The organism is Aeromonas sp. R5-3 (assembly GCF_040908225.1).
In the GTDB taxonomy this organism is placed as follows: domain Bacteria; phylum Pseudomonadota; class Gammaproteobacteria; order Enterobacterales; family Aeromonadaceae; genus Aeromonas; species Aeromonas dhakensis.
Genome location: NZ_JBFODH010000018.1, coordinates 93,707 through 112,380, shown reverse-complemented (window position 1 = coordinate 112,380; position 18,674 = coordinate 93,707). Strand labels below are relative to the sequence as shown.

The window sequence follows — 18,674 nt, the reverse complement described above, 5'->3', positions numbered from 1 at the left end:
TTATAGTTCAATGAATGGAACGATGGATTTCAGTGTTTAAGAATTCAATTTCTGTCAGAGTTGGTGAAGCTGCATTAGTTCCCAACTCAGTTCTCGCTTTCCATACCAAATCACAAATACCATCGGTTGGTGTAAATGCAGCTGGCGCCTCCAACAACAAATATCGGAGTTGCTCATGATCGAATTCATGACAAGCAGTATCAATTTTTGTCAACAGCACTCTCAGCTCGGTCCAAGGCAGCATACTTTCATTCGCCTTCATTATTCTTGGATGATGTGTGCCAGATACGTTGTCACCGATGAGAAGTTCCTCGTACAATTTCTCACCAGGACGAAGCCCTGTAATTTTAACCTCTATATCTCCAGCAGGATTCTTTTCATTTTTTAAAGAGAGACCACTTAGACGTATCATTCTATGCGCCAGCTCAATTATTTTAACAGGCTGACCCATGTCAAGTACAAATACATCTCCGCCACATCCCATTGCCCCCGCTTGGATAACCAGCTGCGCAGCCTCAGGAATAGTCATAAAATAACGAATAATATCAGGGTGAGTCACCGTAATAGGCCCACCAGTTCTAATCTGCCTCCTAAAAAGAGGCACAACAGACCCTGAGGAACCTAAAACATTTCCAAATCGAACCATACAAAAGCGAGTTTTGCTTTGTGCTGAAGCCAATGCTTGTAATGCTAACTCAGCTAAGCGCTTAGTCGCCCCCATAGTATTTGTGGGACGAACTGCTTTATCAGTAGAGATGAGAACAAAAGTCTCTACTCCAGCAGCGATAGCGGCCTGAGCGCTATAAAGCGTGCCAAAAATATTATTCCGAACCCCTTCGACAACATTGTACTCCACCAACGGGACATGTTTGTAAGCAGCAGCATGGTAAACAGTCTGAATCTGAAAATTATTCATAATAGTGACCAATCGGTTCTGTCGCTGTACAGACCCCAAGAGAGGAACTATTTCTAATTCAATACCTTCATCTTGACAAATTTCGTTTAGCTCTTTATCGATTGCATACAGAGCATACTCTGATAACTCAAAAAGAACGAGCTTACTGGGTTTACAGCAAATAATCTGACGACATAACTCAGAACCAATAGACCCACCAGCTCCGGTCACCATGACACGTTTTCCAGTTATGTTTGCATTCATCAGTTCTGGAATTGGAGCGACTGGATCCCGTCCTAATAAGTCTTCTATAGAAACGTCCTTCAATTCATCAATAAGAGCTTTTCCATCAACAAGATCAGCCATGCCAGGAATGGACAGAACCTCACAAGGAAAATGCTCTAAACGCCGAATGACCTCTTGGCGTACCGAACGAGAAGCACTAGGGATTGCCAGTAACACTTTTTTGATATCAAATCGCTCAATCAAATATGAAATCAGATTCGGGGAATATACATTTATTCCCTGAATAGTCGTCTTTGCCAAACTTTTAGAGTCATCAACAAATGCCACAGTAAAAAATTCTTGCCCTTGGCTCAAGGCCTGTTGCAGCTGACGACCAGAGGATCCGGCGCCATATATAATTACAGGCGTACGAGATTTATTTCCACGGTTGATCAACATTCTGAAAAATAGTCTGGTCCCACCTATAAGCAAGATTGCAAACGCAAAGTAGATTATAGGAACAGTTCTTGGAAGAGAAACTGTGAAGAAGAAACCAAGCATGACTAATAGCATCGTCGAAATGAAGACACCTAGTACAACTGTCCAAAGTACTTTAAAACCAACGTAACGCAGAACAGCTCGATATAATCCTAACCGCATAAAAATGAAGATTGTTATTGGTACTAATAATGCCAGCGCCTGCCAGTGTAGAACACTTTTAATGGGTATAGCATCATCCAGCCTAACCCAAAACCCTCCCCAAAAAGCCAGCGATAGCAAGACCGTATCAGCAAGCACACTGATGACTCGCTTATATAAGCGTGGAATGCCAAAAAATGATGCCAACATTATTACACCCCATGGTAAAAATAACGATGAAATACTGTTTCACTACTGATATACATGAAAATAACCTCATAGAATCATATAGTTATTTTTTTTTCACCGCATCTCCTTTACCACTACCAGTAGCAGTCATAGCAATATAACGAACATAGTTAGTAAAAGTTAAACTATCTATCATTTGGCGATCAGTTTTTGCCAACAACTTAGGAGTAGACATATCTATATTTTTCACTTGTGCCAACCCAGTAATACCAGGTAATACATTATATATCCCAAGGGCATCACGTTCAGCAATCAACTCATCTTGATTAAACAAATTAGGTCGAGGTCCAACTAAACTCATCTCCCCCTTCAACACATTTATTAATTGTGGTAACTCATCAATCTTTGTTTTTCTTAAAAAACGTCCAAATTTGGTTATAGATGTAGAACTGGCCAAATGACTGGCTACAGATTTAGTATCAACAGACATAGTGCGAAACTTAATAAGACGAAATGCTTTTTTATTTTTACCAACACGAGTTTGAATAAAAATTGGAGAACCCGTATCAAAGAAACCAACTACAGTAACTATAAGTAAGACAGGTAACAGCAACAACAAACCACATAAAGCGGCAAAAAAATCGAAAAAACGAATTAACATGTCAACCCCTTATGAAACAACGCCTAATGCCCTCTTCCATTGATATCAATGGTTGCCAGCCTAAGGTTTCTTTTGTGTATGTGATATCAACTTGCAAATCATCACACAGACTTCTTATAACCGCATCTCTTCTAGTAATCTTACCTGCAAACCTGAGCCAACTTATAGGCAATGGCAATAACTTAGATGATTTCTTGCCAGAATACATTTCCATCATTTTGAGCAGTTCAGTAGTAGAAACATCTTGCCCATCACTGACTAAAAATATTTTATTGGCAGCTAGAGGATGCTCAGTACAAGTAATTATAAAGTCAACAAGATTATCTATGGCTATAAAGTTACGCTTATTATTAACTTTCCCCAGTGGCAGCCAGTAATCATTATTTACCGCATTTATAAGCCTGCCAAAACTCCCAGGAGCCCCAGCTCCATATACTAATGGAGGGCGAATTATGACAACATCCATGCCACTATTATTAGCTATTTCAAGCAGACCAATTTCAGCTTTGAGTTTTGAATCTGCATATTCATCACAAGGCTGAGGGACATCATCATATCGGAAAGGCACGCCATTGTTATTTCTTCCATTAACTCCAATAGAACTAATGAAGATAAATCTTTTTACACCTGCATCAGCTGCCTGTCTAGCAAGATTCAATGTACCGGAGGTATTTACTTCAGAATACATTTCTGCTGAAAAATCCTTCCTGTGTGCGCAAGCAGCTGTATGGATCACAACTTTCACACCTTCTACAGCACTCTGGTAGCTTGAGTGGCCATCTATCTCACCATAAAAAAAATAACCGTCAAAATGGGGAATATCTTTACGGCTTAGTATTTTTAATGGAACATCAACTAACTTATTTAGTATTGCATTTCCAACAAACCCGCTTGCACCAGTCAACAATATCATAGACAAGACCATCTAATAGTTAAAAAACAAAATCCCTCAGCATTCCTCAGCCACGTTTATTCTCTCAAAAATTCCCTATATATATACTTTCTGAATTTACCAGGTACGAATCTTACTGGGAGTCTAATCGCAATATTACGAATTAATTCATAAGCGTTGGTAAACCCAGTTTTATAAAAACTATATTGAACTTTCAGCTCAGATAAGAAGTAAACCAACCCACCTCTACGAAACTCCATACCATTACCAGTTCTCGCGTAAACTAATACATCTGGCAAATTAGCGGTTACAACTCCATTTTTTATCATTCTAACCCATAAAGCATAGTCTTCATATAAATAGTCATCTTGATATGCACCGGCTGACAATACAGCTGACTTTCTATAAGCAACCGCCATATGATTAAATGGATTTCTTTTCTTTGCAAAAGCTACGATTTCATTGTGATGGATTGGTATTTTTTTTATTGAATGCACATCATCACTTTCTTTATCGAACTCACCGACCCATGTACTTAACAGTCCAACATGCGGATTATTCAGCAAGAATTCTATTTGTCGCTCAAAGCGAAGAGGATGACAAATATCATCCGTATCCATTCTAAAAATTACTTCATGACGACAAAGTTTCAATCCTTCATTTAAGGCTGGCCCTAGACCAACATTATTCTCCAATCTTAAAATGTTTATCGGCAGCCGAGCAGACCATTGTCTCACAGTATCTTCAAGAGAAGCTGTAATAGGTCCATCAAAAACGATGAGCACCTCATTTGGAAACAAAGTCTGTTCAGATAAGCTCTGTAAACATAAAGCTAGATAATCTGGGCTCTCTTTATGATAAAGAGACATTAATACACTAAAGTCCATACCTTTATCCTTTGACTCTAAATAAGAGAATCAATTTCTTAAATCAGCAGCCTTCAAAAAAATAAGCGTTCGATAGAGTAGAAAATACGACGCCAACATTAAAGGTAAAAGGACTATCTCACCATAAGCGACGTAAAATGTAACCAACAACGCCACTAGTATAAAGTAAATCCAAACCCTATAACGATCGTTTTTCGCCAAACCGGATAACATTGATATATTATATTTATCTTTTGCCGCAAATTCTATTGTGCTGACAAATGGATATATTACCCAAAGCAGGAAGATATGACTAATGCTACAAAATAAAAATACAGAGCCAAAATACCTGAAAAATACTAGACAGGAATACAATGGGATATTAATCATACTACGAGCGCTATTATATATGAAATAGAGAACTATAATTGCGAGACATGATAATGCTGTAGATAGGAAAGTATTTATAGCTACTGCATATAATACATAAAGCAATCCAAATAAAACCATCAGTCTGAGCGTATATATGTATAACTTATGCTTTTCATAAAACTCTGTTTCATTATTACTCAGACGTAGTGTTGGATTTATTTCTCTTTTTATTAATTCTGCATCGTTATAAATATAACCTAATTCATAGGCTCCATATATACATGTAACGGAGACGCAAAAAAATATCATGTCTGCCAATACACTATTGGTCTCTGCACCATATATATACATATAGGCTATAAATGTGGGTATAATGTATGTGAATATCCAAGCAACTTTACTTTTCAAACCAAACAGTCTGGTATGAAATGTATACATCAATGGTATATAGAGAAATTTCATTTAATCACCAGATCAACAGTAAATCCATTTTTTTTCCAAAAAGAAATATGCTTTTGTTTTGATAATACAAATGAGCTTTTAGACATTTTGAGCAGTTCTAGGTCACTGATATTATCAGTCACTGTGAGTTCTATATCCATATCTTTAAAAGAAGCATTCTTTTTCCCTAGAAGATCATTGGATAAAAAACCAGAGCAAATCCCATCAGGGGAAAATGAGAGCGATGATGCCTGATACCTCCCCCCTAATCTTTCAGAAATAACCTGAATAATGATATCTAGCGATGCAGAACAATATAGGACATCAACCCCGCTTTGTTGCTTAGAACGCTCTAAAAGCTGATGTGTTGTGTCAATTTTTTTATACTGCAATACATGCTCATAAAAATCGTTTGCTGCTTCTATTAATGTAGCTCTTTCAATCCCCTTTAAACTATATATGAACAGAAAACGATAAATGTCTAAAGATATGACTTTTCCTAAAGCGACCAAAAGCAGCTTTATTGGTCTCCAATCAAGAAGTTTTATATAGATAGAATTTTTTCTAAAAAATCTTATAAAATCAAATGTGGTATTACTGTCATATAAGGTGCCACAAACATCAAATATTATTAGTTTTTTTACCATCTACATCTCCGTTTATAGTTAAAACCCTACATAACAACCCGATAAATACAAAAAACATGCATGGTAAAAGTAAAGCGCTCAACAACATTCCTGGCTTTAGGAGAATAGATATGACATTAAACCACAAAACTGTGTATACAGCTGAAAGATAGTGATTTGATCTACCGGATTTTATTATCATCCGAATTACATATACGTATACACCAAGAAATATAACGAATAGACCGCCTGCATATCCAAAAAATTTATATGCAAATAAATCAAAATGGTCTGTAGGCCCGCCAGCGATATCGTGAAGAGGATAATGATAGAGTAGAATTTGTCGGCCTAATTCGAATGAGCTAACATCATATCCCGCTATAGAACTAAGTACAGATACACCAAGTAATGGTGCAAAGATAATAACAAAAAAATTATCAACATCAATACCATCAATTACATTATATGGTAACCCCATATAATATACATCACCATTTGATAAAATTCTGTCTGTAAATCTTATAAATAGAGAGATAAATATATCGACAAACTCGCTCTCCGCATTTAATGTACTTGAAAAATTGAAATACAACACACAAAAAATAGCAGACAGTCCGAACGAAGAAATATAAAGAATATGCTTTATCTTATATGTTGGTTTTCCATGAAAAACTGACTGCGCATAGAAGCATGCTAAACCATAAAGAAAAACATCTGATTTAGCGCCACTGATGACACTGTTGAAAATTATATAAGAGATGAGACCAATGGAAATTATTTTTCTTTTAAAGGCATTGCTGGCTTTATGAAAAGATATAGATAAATATGCAGTAATAAAATATGACGAATATTCCCAAAATTTTACTGCCGGACCAATCCCCCTATTATCCTCAAATCTGTTCGTTGTGGAAAACAGTGAAAAACCTTTACTATGGATTAGCATTAGAGTCAATAAAATATAGATAAGGGTGATGCAGCCAACAGCAAAGGATGAACCGTTAGCATTAACTAATCCACGAAATATATATGTTATTCGACCACACTCACACCCAGAATACTCCAGTATCTTAAGAGAAAATAAAAACAATATACCATAGATTAGTAACATGATGAATATGTAACTATCAACATACCCGCCCAGCCACAATAAACCGACCACTGCATACGATGTGGCATATGTAAATGTATAGATTATATGAAAGGGGTCTAAAATACCTCCAATACAAAACCGTTTAACCAAAAAATACTGGGATATGAATAAAAAAATCGCTATTAGTATATACTTGTATATATCTTGATAAGCAAAGGAGAAAAATTCTTCATAGTCCATTAATATTTTGCCTTGTAATAAATGAACAATGGCAGATATCTAATATATGAACACTTATATTTTTTAAGTAAAAACAGTACAACATCGAATCTTAATGACAACATCGATTTTATAAAGTATAAGTACCAATACATAGCTTTAGAATGATTACAGACTTTAGTATTAGGTGCTAGCTTATTATAGACAGCTTCAAACATGGAATACATTTTAGCATAATTCTTATATGTATTATTATCATGATGTCTATATTTCACCAAGTTCATATCTGGAAAAAATGCAAATCGCTTAATCGCTTCATCTTTCAAAGCTTGGAAATACTTAATAAAAATTGGATAATCATCAAACTTTAGATCATTATCTATCAAATTATAACTTTTAAACTCTGAGGTTTTAAAAATTGTAGACTGTAATAATATTGGGGCGGGATGTGCATAAAAAACTTTCTCTGCAATTTCATGCTGCGGTAAAGAAAAAAAGTCTCTATGTTTGTTTGTATATGTCGATTGATAACGGTCATCGTTGGAGAAACTCTCTGCTCCAAATATGCTAAAAAATAAAGTGGGGTTCTCCTGCATATAATGTAAAGCAGCTGAAAAGTTCCGATAATCTATTATGTCATCCGATGCGATCAAATAAAAATAATCTGTTTTAATCTTGGCAATACCAAACTTCAGTGAATCAACCAGCCCTTTATTTTCATCTTTAATATAAAATGAGACATTACTTTTATTAGCTGCATACTCCTTTATCAACACATCTGAACCATCAGATGAGCAGTCATCAATTATTAATACATCGATATTCTTTTCTTCTATCTTATCGATTGACTCAAACAGCTCAGTTATATAAGGAGCATGATTGAAAGATGGTATTAGAATTGTAATAGGTTTCATATATTTCCCCAAAAGTCAGCGAGCTACACTCTTTAATTTTAAAAATACAAAAATAAAGTAAAGAGTGTAGTTGACTGTATAGGCAATATTTACACCTTCTAAGCCATAGATAGTCACACTGACATATGAAAGAGCAACGAATAAAAAAGAAAAAATTATTTCTGTAGATATAAACAATTTAGTTGCACCGCGAGACAGCATTACATATGCATAAAGCCAGCTCGCTACTTTAATCACATCCCCCAGAAGCTGCACAGCAAACAAGTCTCTTGCTGCATAAAACTCACTAGTAAATAGAAGCCAAATAGCCACATCACGTAATAGGTAAACACATAAAGCCAAAAAAGCCACTATTGGCAATATGATACGAGTAGTTCGGTGTATTTCGTCAATAATAGCCGCCGAACCAACCAAAGATGAAAGACGAGGTAAATAATATGTACCCAAGGCCATAGTTATCACTCCCAGGTAAACCTCTGATATTTTCCATACAGCCTGCCATTGACCAGCAGCCTCCCATCCTACCTGTGAGATCAAGATATTTCTAACTAAAATAAGTGAGATTGGCACAGTTAAAGCTGTCGTCATTGCCATTAACATGTAGCCACCAATCGCCTTTCTGGCTGTGTTATCTGTATCCCCCCACCAATAGCACAGCCTTAGCCATGGCTGACGAATGTTGGCAATTAGCATTATCAGCCCAATTAAAGAGGCTTGAATCGCGGTAGCCAATAAAGCACCGTTAATATTTTCTTGCATTATTAATATCAACATCACAGCACCAGAAACAAAGGCTGATAACATCCCGAGAGATACGTAGCGACGATATTTCTGTTGACCATTAATTACCGAGTTACACAAAGTACCTATTGCTGAAAGAGGTAATACAGCAACTGTTACCACGATAACCCAAGCAAGAGATTCATTCTGAAACAACCAGATAGCTAGATGCTCGGCTAACAAAAGCCCAGTCGGTATAATTATTGCGGAAATAATTAATACCCATTGTAATGATGCTCGCCACCAGGGAGCACAACTTTCAAATCCCTCACCATGTTTCTCTGCCGTATAGCGAACGAGCCCACTACTCACAGGCGCATTAATGATACCATTAAGACTGATAACCATGCTCTGAACTTGTCCTAGCATTGCCATACCAGTGGGGCCAGTATAAATGGCCACCACCTTGGCAATCACAAACCCCATCGCCATTTTAAACAAAGTTAATAACCCTGTCATAGCGGTGACTTTGAGCAAGCGTTTCATGCAACAAACTCGTTCATTGCTGCAATAACTTTAGCGATCTGTTCATCATCAATACTCGGATCTAGCGGGATAGAAAGTACCTGTTGATGAAGCATCTCAGTAAACGGCAGAGACATATTGGCATAGGCACTATATGCCTGCTGTTTATGTGGTGGAATTGGATAGTGAATTAAGGTTTGAATTCCTCGTTCACTCAAATGTTTATGCAAAGCCTCACGCATTTCACAACGCACGACAAAAAGATGCCATACATGGGCAGACTCTTCTTCTACCTGCGGTAAGATAATTAATGGGTTTGATATATTGCGGCGATAGTTTTTTGCAATCTGTTGGCGACGAACTGTTTCAGTCGTTAGATGACGTAATTTAACCCTTAGCATGGCGGCCTGAATTTCATCCAGGCGGCTATTTACTCCTTTATAGAGGTTTTCATACTTTTTATGAGAGCCGTAGTTGCGCAAAGCCTTCAGCGTTTGGGCCAGGTCATCATCATTCGTAGTCACAGCACCTGCATCACCAAGGGCCCCCAGATTCTTCCCCGGATAAAAGCTGAAACCAGCCGCATCACCCCAATTACCGGCGCGCTTTCCCTTGATTTCAGCCCCATGTGCCTGCGCGCAATCCTCCAATACCAACAGTCCATGTTCTTTGGCAATCGCCATGAGTTCAGACATAGGAGACAGCTGGCCATAGAGATGCACAGGCAGGATTGCTCTAGTTTTAGGGGTGATAGCGGCTTTAACCGACTCAGGATCAAGGTTGTAGGTATCAGTGTTCGGTTCTACCAGGACCGGAACCAGATCGTTCTCAGTAATAGCCAAAACAGATGCTATATAGGTATTGGCCTGAACAATGACCTCATCACCCGCCTTGAGTTTGCCGAGTTCTTTCCAGGCGCGCATTACTAGAATAAGAGCATCCAGACCATTGGCAACACCGATCGCATATTTGGAGCCACAATAGGCTGCAAACTCTGTTTCAAATTGGCTTAGCTCATTCCCCATAATATACCAACCGGAATCAATGACACGAGCACAGGCATCCTTGAGTTCTTGCTGATATCGACTATTGATAGCTTTCAAATCCAGAAAATTGATCATTTTTATGCCTAATGGTTGTTGGAGATTTCTAATTACAGGAAGCGTGACAATTTATTTCTTGCATCTGAAATAGCATTTTTTTCAATTTCAAAAAACAAATCAAGATCATTTTCAGAGACAACTTTCGCCCCCATCTTCTGATGAAAAGCAATGACCTTTACATTTTCTCGTCTTACATCAAAATGTGCTCTTTCAAAACCCAGCTTCTCAAAGGCAATTTGATAAACAAGAAATGCACTTTCCATAGCAGCATATTTTGTTTTGTTTTCATTCAAAATCCAGCTTCCCCAACAAAAGGATTTTTTATCACGAATGAAATCATATAATCTTACTGTACCTACAGCTTCATTATTATCATTACGATATATAATGAAGTAATATTCATCACCTTGACTTTCCCGCTCTTTGTAGTTTTTAATCCAATCTCTTTGCTGTTCTAATGAACTACTAGTTTGTGACAAATGTCTATTTAGACGACCATCTGTTCTTAATGACAAGATAAATTCAGCATCTCCAACATCAATCAATCTGACACTTATTGTTTTTGCTTTAAATTCCATAACCATCACCTTTTAGTTTATATTTGCCATTCGCAAAAACTCATCATATTCCCTTATGTAGTCAGACTCATCATACAACTGATCTGCAACAACCATCAGCACGCAGTCATCCGAGAAGTCGTGCATCTCCCGCCACATAAATGACTCAATTAAAAGCCCCTGAGCCGGATTATTCAATGTAATATCTGCTTGCTCTTTTCCATTGTCTAATCTGAATCGACATGAGCCACTAACAACAATTGCAACCTGCTTTAATTTTTTGTGAGCATGAAAACCTCTCGAGACTCCATGCTTTGTACCATATATATAATATATTCTCTTGATATCGAAGGGGATACTTATTTTATTTTCAAGGGAAATCAATAAACCTCTGTCATCACCAAGCATTGGTAGATCAATCAAATTAACCAATCCCATAAACTAACCCTTAAATAAATCAAAAAGATATTTACCATAGCTGTTCTTTGCCATCATTTTTGCGGTATTTAATACCATCTCTGATTCTAACCAACCATTTCTCCAGGCTATTTCTTCCAAACAAGCGATCTTGAATCCCTGTCTTGCCTCTATCGTTGCAACAAAGTTAGACGCTTCCAATAGGCTTTCGTGGGTTCCACTATCTAGCCAAGCAAAACCACGGCCTAGCAGTTCAACGTTAAGTTTATTTCGCTCGAGGTATATCTGGTTAATGCTCGTAATTTCAAGTTCGCCTCTTTTTGAAGGCTTTACTTGTTTAGCGATATCGACAACCTGATTGTCGTAAAAATAGAGTCCGGTTACTGCAAAATGCGACTTTGGTTCAGCAGGTTTTTCTTCAATAGAAATTACACTTTGCTTTTCATCAAATTCAACAATACCGAAACGTTCTGGATCCTGCACTTTATAACCAAATACCGTAGCACCTTCTGTCCTTAGCGCGGCTTGACGCAACGTAGGTGAAAAGCCCTGCCCCCAAAATAAGTTGTCGCCAAGGATCAGGCAGACGGATTCTTTGCCGATAAACTCCTCACCGATGATAAAGGCTTGTGCCAAACCATCCGGGCTGGGCTGCTCTGCATAAGTCAGCGAAATACCGAATTGGCTACCATCACCTAACAGTCGCTCAAAACTAGCCTGATCTTCTGGAGTAGTGATAATCAGAATTTCTCTGATACCAGCCAACATTAATACCGAAAGAGGGTAATAGATCATGGGCTTGTCATAAACAGGCAGTAATTGTTTGGACACCCCCATGGTAATCGGATAAAGACGGGTACCAGAACCACCTGCCAGAATAATACCTTTCATTACTTCTTCTCCCCGTACTGCTGATCGATCCAGGACTGATAGGATCCACTCTTCACGTTGTTGACCCACCGCAGGTTATCCAGATACCACTGCACTGTCTTGCGGATACCGGATTCAAAGGTCTCTTGCGGTTGCCAGGCGAGCTCGGCGCTCATCTTGCTGGCATCGATGGCATAACGGCGATCGTGACCGGGGCGGTCGGCGACGTAGGTGATTTGGTCGCGGTAGGAGCCGGCCTTGGGTACCATCTCGTCAAGCAGATCGCAGATGGTATGAACGACGTCCAGGTTCTGCTTCTCGTTATGACCGCCGATGTTGTAGGTCTCGCCGATCACACCTGTGGTGACCACGGTGTAAAGCGCGCGGGCGTGATCTTCCACATAGAGCCAGTCACGGATCTGGTCGCCCTTACCATAGACAGGCAGCGGCTTGCCATCCAGCGCATTGAGGATGACCAGCGGGATCAGCTTCTCGGGGAAGTGGAACGGGCCGTAGTTGTTGGAGCAGTTGGTAACTATGGTCGGCAGGCCGTAAGTACGGCGCCAGGCACGCACCAGATGGTCACTGGAGGCCTTGGAGGCAGAATAGGGGCTGCTGGGGGCATAGGGGGTGGTTTCGGTAAAGAGCGGCAGTGCCACACCGGGGGCGACTTCATCCGGATGGGGCAGGTCGCCATATACCTCGTCGGTGGAGATGTGGTGGAAGCGGAAGGCCGCCTTGCGTACCTCGTCCAGACTGTTCCAGTAGGCGCGAGCCGCCTCCAGCAGCATGTAGGTGCCGACAATATTGGTCTCGATGAAGTCGGCAGGGCCTGTGATGGAGCGATCGACGTGGCTCTCGGCCGCCAGGTGCATCACGGCGTCCGGTTGATGCTGGGCAAACACCCGATCCAGTTCGGCGCGGTTGCAGATATCCACCTGCTCAAAGGCATAACGTTCACTGTTTGCGACACTGGCCAAGGATTCCAGGTTGCCCGCATAGGTGAGTTTATCGAGGTTGATAACTGAATCGTTGGTATCCCGAATGATATGACGAACAACCGCCGAGCCGATAAAGCCTGCGCCACCAGTGACAAGAATCTTCATAGTTATGCTCTTGAAAAGTAATAGAAATTCGGTTCTTTTTGAACCAGTTACCATTGTTCATGGTGGTGAAAATGCTCGCTCAAATGGCGGATTTCTGACACCAACCACGAAAAAGACAATAGCTACCGCCCCTGGGTTACAGCCCCCAGATTGCTGCTTTTGACCGGATTGTGTGTGCTGTTGGCCATAGCGCCCTCCAGCTTGGGAAAATTCTGTCACCGCTCCCTGATGACAAAAGTGCGATTTCTCTTGCACATTGAACATGCCAGTTTACAAAAAAACCGCCGTCAATCGTTGCCATGCCCCAAGGGCAAAGTCCGGATTTTAGCGCCTTTCCTGGCCGCTTGAACAGCCATAACAACCCTTCTTAAAGTAAGCGATTTACGCCCTCTCCCGTAGCGGTTCTCTGCTCTTCCAGCAGAAGGAGATGAGCTGCCAACCACCAACAAAGCCTCCTTTGAGACCAAAAAGGTCGTTGCCAGCCGGATTCAAAAGTAAAAATAGTGACAAGCGACGCATCAGTGTGGAGCGCGCTCACAAGACCGCCACTTTTTGCCAATCCGGATGGAGACACGTAACACTTTCTTACAATTGCCCCCCGCCGCACACGTAAAAATGCAGCTCTTCCACCAGAGTCTGATACCGATCACAACTCTGTCTGCACGACGTATTATGTCACTTGAGCTTCATATGTATATGTTTTTGCAGCAAACAAACAGGGCGAACCTGATGGTTCGCCCTGTGACGGTAAGATAACGCAAGGAGGAAAGTGTGGCTACTGTCAGCTTTTTCCTTTGCCACCCTCGCTATCGGCAGCTTGCCAGCCACCGCCGACGGCCTTGTAGAGCGCGACCTGGTTGCTGAGCTGCGCCAGATGGGTAGTGATCAGCCCTTGTTTGGCGCTGAACAGCGAACGCTGGGCATCGAGCCGGGTAAGATAGCTGTCCACCCCCTTCTCGTAACGTACCTCCGCCAGCTTGAAGTAGGTCTGGCTCGCCTTCACCAACTCCTGTTGGGCCTGCAGTTGCTGCTGATAGTCAGCCTGGGCGCCGAGCGTATCCGCCACTTCCTTGAAAGCGGTCTGGATGCTCTTCTCGTAGCTCGCCACCGCCTGCTTGGTGCTCACCTCGGCCACGTCCAGATCCGCAATGCGCTTGCCGCCGTCAAAGATCGGCAGATTGATCTGCGGCATAAAGGTCCAGGTACCGGTGCCACCGTCAAACAACCCACTCAACTGGTTGCTGGCGGTGCCCGCCGTCGCGGTCAGCGAGATGGTCGGGAAGAAGGCCGCACGGGCGGCTCCGATATTGGCATTGGCCGCTTTCAGGCTATGCTCGGCCGCCAGAATGTCCGGGCGCTGTTGCAGCAGGCTGGAGGGGGCGCCTACCGGGATGGCCGCCAGCTGCACCTCGGCCAGGGTCGCCGGCTCGGTCACCAGTGCGGGAACACTGGTCCCGAGCAGCAGCGCCAGGCCATTGCGATCCTGCTTCACCTGCCGTTGGTACTGGGCCAGGCTCACCTTGGCGCTCTCCAGCGCGGTACGGCCCTGAGCCAGCTCCATCTCGGAGGCGGCCCCCAGCCGGTACTTGTGCTCGGTCAGACCATAGCTCTCCTGCTCGGTGGCCAGGGTCGCCTCGCTCAGCGCCAGCAACTCCTGATCCGCCAGCAGGGTGAGATAGGCGTTGGCCACCGAGGCCACCAGGGCTATCTGGGTGCTGCGCTGGGTCTCGATTTGCGCCAGATAGGTCTCCAGCGCCTGATCTTTCAGACTCTGGATCCGGCCGAACAGGTCCAGCTCGTAGGCGGTGATGCCGATGTTGGCGCCGTACTGGCTGCTGATGGTGCCCTGCCCCGTGCTGCTGAGATCGTCCGATCCCTGCTGGCGAGAGCCCGAGCCATTGGCCGCCAGGGTCGGCAGTTGGGCCGCCCGCTGGATCCGGTATCTGGCCTCGTAGGCCTCCACGTTGAGGGCCGCGATACGCAGATCCCGGTTGTTCTCGAGGGCCGTGGCGATCAACTGCTGCAGGGCGGGATCGAGGAACTGCTGGCGCCAGGAGGAGACGGCCGCCTCCCCCGTCTGGTTGCTCTGCCAGGTGGCGCCTTGTGGCAGCTCGGGGCGCTGGTAATCGGGGGCCATGGAACAGCCCCCCAACAGCAGAGTCACGCTCAAGGCGATCAGGGTCTTAGTCATGTTTGATCTCCTCGGCATGGGCCAGACGCGCTTGCTTGGTGCTGTGCTTGGTGAAATAGCGCATCACCAGCACGAAGAACAGCGGCACAAAGAAGATGGCCAGCACGGTGGCACTGATCATCCCCCCCATCACGCCGGTACCGATGGCGTTACGGCTGCTGGCGCCGGCCCCGGTACTGATCACCAGCGGCAATACGCCGAGGATGAAGGCGAGCGAGGTCATCAGGATCGGACGCAGACGCAGGCGCGCCGCCTCCACCACGGCTTCGCTCAGCCCCATGCCCCTGTCATAGAGCTCCTTGGCGAACTCGACGATGAGGATCGCGTTCTTGGCCGACAGGCCTATGGTGGTCAGCAGACCCACCTGGAAGTAGACGTCGTTCTCCAGCCCGCGCAGGGTGGCGGCCACAATGGCCCCCAGCACCCCGAGCGGCACCACCAGCATCACCGAGAACGGAATGCTCCAGCTCTCGTAGAGGGCGGCCAGACAGAGGAACACCACCAGCAGGGAGATGGCGTACAGGGCCGGGGCCTGAGAGCCTGCCTGCCGCTCCTGATAGGAGAGACCGGTCCACTCGATGCCGATACCTTCCGGCAGCTGCTTCACCATCTGCTCGATGGCGGCCATGGCGTCACCGGTACTCTTGCCCGGCGCCGCTTCCCCGACGATCTCCATCGCCGGCACGCCGTTGTAGCGCTCCAGCCGGGGCGAGCCGAAGCTCCAGTCGGTGCTGGCAAAGGCGGAGAAGGGCACCATCTGACCGGCGCTGTTGCGCACGTACCAGAGCTTGAGATCTTCCGGGTTCATCCGGAAGGGAGCATCCGCCTGCAGGTAGACCTTCTTGACCCGGCCTCTGTCGACGAAGTCGTTCACATAGGCAGAGCCCCAGGCACTGGAGAGCGTGCTGTTGATGTCGCTGATGGAGAGCCCCTGCGCCAGCGCCTTCTCGTAGTCGATCTTGATGTCGAGCTGGGGAGTATCTTCCATCCCGTTCGGGCGCACCCGCACCAGGTTGGGATCCTGCGCCGCCATGCCGAGCAGCTGGTTGCGCGCCGCCATCAGCTTGTCGTGGCCCACGCCGGCCCGATCCTGCAGATAGAAGTCAAAGCCGGTGGCCGTCCCGAGCTCTGGGATCGGAGGCAGGTTGAAGGCGAACACCTGGGCTTCCTTGATGCTGAACAGGTAGCCCATGGCGCGGCCGATGATGGCATTGGCGCTGCGATCCGGCGTGTTGCGCTCTTTCCAGTCTTTCAGCTTGATGAAGGCCATGCCGCTGTTCTGACCGCTACCGGCGAAGCTGAAGCCCGCCACCGTTAGCACGGAGTCGACGTTATCCTTCTCGTTCTTCATGAAGTAGTCGCGCATGTCGGCCAGCACCACCTCGGTGCGCTGTTTGGTGGCACCGACCGGCAGCTGCACCATGGACATGATGACCCCCTGATCCTCTTCCGGCAGGAAGGAGGTGGGCATGCGCATGAACAGGATGGCCAGTACCGCCAGCATGGCGGCGTAGATGATGCCGTAGCGCACCCCTTGCTTGACCACCTTGCGCACGCCGCTCTGGTAGCGGTTGGCGCTGGCGTCGAAGGCCCGGTTGAACCAGCCGAAGAAACCGCGCTTGGCACCGAACTCGCCATGCTTGATGGGCTTGAGCAGGGTGGCGCACAGGGCCGGGGTCAGGATCAGCGCCACCAGCACCGACAGCACCATGGCCGAGACGATGGTGAGGGAGAACTGGCGATAGATGGCACCGGTGGAGCCACCGAAGAAGGCCATCGGCACGAACACCGCCGAGAGCACCAGGGCGATCCCCACCAGGGCGCCGGTGATCTGGGTCATCGACTTGCGGGTCGCTTCGAGCGGAGAGAGATCCTCCTCGCTCATCAGGCGCTCCACGTTCTCCACCACCACGATGGCGTCATCCACCAGCAGGCCGATGGCCAGCACCAGACCGAACATGGTCAGGGTGTTGATGGAGAAGCCGAACGCCGCCATGACGCCGAAGGTCCCCAGCAGCACCACGGGCACCGCGATGGTCGGGATCAGGGTGGCACGGAAGTTCTGCAAGAACAGATACATGACGCAGAACACCAGGAAGATCGCCTCCACCAGGGTTTGTACCACCTCCTCGATGGAGATCTTCACGAACGGCGTGGTGTCGTACGGATAGACGATCTCCATGTTGGCCGGGAAGTAGGCGGAGAGCTCGCCCAGCTTGCTGCGCACCTTCTCGGCGGTATCCAGCGCGTTGGCACCGGTCGCCAGCTTGATGGCCACCGCCGCGGTGGGTTGCCCGTTGTAGAGCGCCTCGGCATCGTAGCTTTCACCGGCCAGCTCAACCCGGGCCACGTCTTTGAGCCGCACCTTGGAGCCGTCCTGGTTCACCCGCAGCAGGATGTCGTTGAACTGCGCCACGGTGGAGAGCCGGGTCTGCCCCATGATGGTGGCGGTGAACTGCTGATCGGTCACCGCCGGGGTGCCCCCCAGCTTGCCAAAGGCCACCTGGGTGTTTTGCGCCTTGATGGCGGTCTGCACGTCACCCGGGGTCATCTGCACCCGGTTGAGCTTGTTGGGATCGAGCCAGACCCGCATGGAATACTGGCTGCCGAACAAGGTGATGTCCCCTACCCCGTCCAGACGACTGAGCGGCTCCTTGATGTTGGCCACCACATAGTCGGCCAGGTCATCGTTGGTCATGGCGCCATCTTTGGAGATGAAGGCGGCCACCATCAGGAAGCTGCTGGAGGTCTTCTGGACCCGGATCCCCTGCTGCTGCACCTCTTGCGGCAACAGCGACATGGCTTGCTGCAGCTTGTTCTGTACCTGCACCTGAGCGATGTCGGGGTCGGTTCCCGGTTGGAAGGTGAGGGTCACCGACACCCGGCCGGAGGAGTCCGACTGGGAGGACATGTAGAGCAGGTGATCCAGACCGGTCATGTTCTGCTCGATGATCTGGGTCACCGAGTCTTCCACCGTCTTGGCGGAGGCCCCTGGGTAGCTGGCGGAGATGCCCACCGCCGGCGGCGCAATGCTCGGATACTGGGCAACCGGCAGGCCTATGATGGCCAGGCTGCCCGCCAGCATGATCACCAGGGCGATCACCCAGGCGAAAATGGGTCTGTCTATGAAAAATCGTGCCATGAGGCGACTACTCC

The 18,674-nt window shown here is 45.6% G+C and carries 15 protein-coding genes; all 15 read right to left on the bottom strand.

Annotated elements, in window-relative coordinates; all coding sequences use genetic code 11:
- Positions 1–7: 7 nt before the first annotated feature.
- Entirely contained in the window at positions 8–1,969 is a 1,962-nt protein-coding gene (locus tag AB5Y95_RS08860; protein WP_368160650.1) for a polysaccharide biosynthesis protein, read from the bottom strand.
- An 82-nt stretch (positions 1,970–2,051) separates the two neighbouring features.
- Complete coding sequence (locus tag AB5Y95_RS08855) at positions 2,052–2,609, bottom strand: sugar transferase (protein WP_244366866.1); 558 nt, start codon at positions 2,607–2,609, stop codon at positions 2,052–2,054.
- A 1-nt stretch (position 2,610) separates the two neighbouring features.
- On the bottom strand, positions 2,611–3,522 hold the full coding sequence (locus AB5Y95_RS08850; protein WP_244366867.1) for an NAD-dependent epimerase/dehydratase family protein: 912 nt from the start codon (positions 3,520–3,522) through the stop codon (positions 2,611–2,613).
- A gap of 56 nt (positions 3,523–3,578) precedes the next feature.
- A complete protein-coding gene (locus AB5Y95_RS08845; RefSeq protein WP_244366869.1) occupies positions 3,579–4,388 on the bottom strand; it encodes a glycosyltransferase in 810 nt (269 codons plus the stop codon).
- Between the two features lie 809 nt (positions 4,389–5,197).
- Positions 5,198–5,827: a haloacid dehalogenase-like hydrolase gene (locus AB5Y95_RS08840; RefSeq protein ID WP_368160647.1), complete on the bottom strand. Its 630-nt coding sequence runs from the start codon at positions 5,825–5,827 to the stop codon at positions 5,198–5,200.
- A complete protein-coding gene (locus AB5Y95_RS08835) occupies positions 5,802–7,136 on the bottom strand; it encodes a hypothetical protein (protein ID WP_368160645.1) in 1,335 nt (444 codons plus the stop codon). The genes AB5Y95_RS08840 and AB5Y95_RS08835 overlap by 26 nt, the downstream gene beginning before the upstream one ends.
- Positions 7,136–8,029 carry a glycosyltransferase family 2 protein gene (locus tag AB5Y95_RS08830; RefSeq protein WP_368160642.1) on the bottom strand — a complete coding sequence of 298 codons (894 nt, stop codon included), beginning with the start codon at positions 8,027–8,029 and terminating at the stop codon, positions 7,136–7,138. Before AB5Y95_RS08830 ends, AB5Y95_RS08835 begins: the two co-directional genes overlap by 1 nt.
- 15 nt (positions 8,030–8,044) lie before the next feature.
- Positions 8,045–9,295, bottom strand: a complete 1,251-nt coding sequence (locus AB5Y95_RS08825; protein WP_368160640.1) for an O-antigen translocase — start codon at positions 9,293–9,295, stop codon at positions 8,045–8,047.
- Positions 9,292–10,395, bottom strand: a complete 1,104-nt coding sequence (locus AB5Y95_RS08820; protein WP_244367213.1) for a DegT/DnrJ/EryC1/StrS aminotransferase family protein — start codon at positions 10,393–10,395, stop codon at positions 9,292–9,294. The genes AB5Y95_RS08825 and AB5Y95_RS08820 overlap by 4 nt, the downstream gene beginning before the upstream one ends.
- A gap of 32 nt (positions 10,396–10,427) precedes the next feature.
- A complete protein-coding gene (locus AB5Y95_RS08815) occupies positions 10,428–10,955 on the bottom strand; it encodes a GNAT family N-acetyltransferase (RefSeq protein WP_368160636.1) in 528 nt (175 codons plus the stop codon).
- Positions 10,956–10,967: 12 nt separating this feature from the next.
- Positions 10,968–11,372, bottom strand: a complete 405-nt coding sequence (locus AB5Y95_RS08810; protein WP_244365277.1) for an FdtA/QdtA family cupin domain-containing protein — start codon at positions 11,370–11,372, stop codon at positions 10,968–10,970.
- 3 nt (positions 11,373–11,375) lie between these two features.
- The gene (rfbA, locus tag AB5Y95_RS08805; protein WP_244365276.1) at positions 11,376–12,242 is read right to left on the bottom strand and encodes a glucose-1-phosphate thymidylyltransferase RfbA; all 867 of its coding nucleotides are present in this window, start codon (positions 12,240–12,242) and stop codon (positions 11,376–11,378) included.
- Positions 12,242–13,327, bottom strand: a complete 1,086-nt coding sequence (gene rfbB / locus AB5Y95_RS08800; RefSeq protein WP_368160632.1) for a dTDP-glucose 4,6-dehydratase — start codon at positions 13,325–13,327, stop codon at positions 12,242–12,244. Before rfbB ends, rfbA begins: the two co-directional genes overlap by 1 nt.
- A 781-nt stretch (positions 13,328–14,108) precedes the next feature.
- Positions 14,109–15,518: an efflux transporter outer membrane subunit gene (locus AB5Y95_RS08795; protein WP_368160629.1), complete on the bottom strand. Its 1,410-nt coding sequence runs from the start codon at positions 15,516–15,518 to the stop codon at positions 14,109–14,111.
- Positions 15,511–18,660 carry an efflux RND transporter permease subunit gene (locus tag AB5Y95_RS08790; protein ID WP_139432864.1) on the bottom strand — a complete coding sequence of 1,050 codons (3,150 nt, stop codon included), beginning with the start codon at positions 18,658–18,660 and terminating at the stop codon, positions 15,511–15,513. The genes AB5Y95_RS08795 and AB5Y95_RS08790 overlap by 8 nt, the downstream gene beginning before the upstream one ends.
- Positions 18,661–18,674 lie beyond the last annotated feature (14 nt).

Excerpts from the sequence above, each read along its gene's own strand:
- AB5Y95_RS08860 (WP_368160650.1), bottom strand. The coding sequence starts at position 1,969 with ATGTTGGCATCATTTTTTGGCATTCCACGCTTATATAAGCGAGTCATC.
- AB5Y95_RS08830 (WP_368160642.1), bottom strand. The coding sequence starts at position 8,029 with ATGAAACCTATTACAATTCTAATACCATCTTTCAATCATGCTCCTTAT.
- AB5Y95_RS08855 (WP_244366866.1), bottom strand. The coding sequence starts at position 2,609 with ATGTTAATTCGTTTTTTCGATTTTTTTGCCGCTTTATGTGGTTTGTTG.
- AB5Y95_RS08795 (WP_368160629.1), bottom strand. The coding sequence starts at position 15,518 with ATGACTAAGACCCTGATCGCCTTGAGCGTGACTCTGCTGTTGGGGGGC.
- AB5Y95_RS08810 (WP_244365277.1), bottom strand. The coding sequence starts at position 11,372 with ATGGGATTGGTTAATTTGATTGATCTACCAATGCTTGGTGATGACAGA.
- AB5Y95_RS08850 (WP_244366867.1), bottom strand. The coding sequence starts at position 3,522 with ATGATATTGTTGACTGGTGCAAGCGGGTTTGTTGGAAATGCAATACTA.
- AB5Y95_RS08835 (WP_368160645.1), bottom strand. The coding sequence starts at position 7,136 with ATGGACTATGAAGAATTTTTCTCCTTTGCTTATCAAGATATATACAAG.
- AB5Y95_RS08790 (WP_139432864.1), bottom strand. The coding sequence starts at position 18,660 with ATGGCACGATTTTTCATAGACAGACCCATTTTCGCCTGGGTGATCGCC.
- AB5Y95_RS08845 (WP_244366869.1), bottom strand. The coding sequence starts at position 4,388 with ATGGACTTTAGTGTATTAATGTCTCTTTATCATAAAGAGAGCCCAGAT.
- AB5Y95_RS08820 (WP_244367213.1), bottom strand. The coding sequence starts at position 10,395 with ATGATCAATTTTCTGGATTTGAAAGCTATCAATAGTCGATATCAGCAA.
- rfbB (WP_368160632.1), bottom strand. The coding sequence starts at position 13,327 with ATGAAGATTCTTGTCACTGGTGGCGCAGGCTTTATCGGCTCGGCGGTT.
- AB5Y95_RS08840 (WP_368160647.1), bottom strand. The coding sequence starts at position 5,827 with ATGGTAAAAAAACTAATAATATTTGATGTTTGTGGCACCTTATATGAC.
- AB5Y95_RS08825 (WP_368160640.1), bottom strand. The coding sequence starts at position 9,295 with ATGAAACGCTTGCTCAAAGTCACCGCTATGACAGGGTTATTAACTTTG.
- AB5Y95_RS08815 (WP_368160636.1), bottom strand. The coding sequence starts at position 10,955 with ATGGAATTTAAAGCAAAAACAATAAGTGTCAGATTGATTGATGTTGGA.
- rfbA (WP_244365276.1), bottom strand. The coding sequence starts at position 12,242 with ATGAAAGGTATTATTCTGGCAGGTGGTTCTGGTACCCGTCTTTATCCG.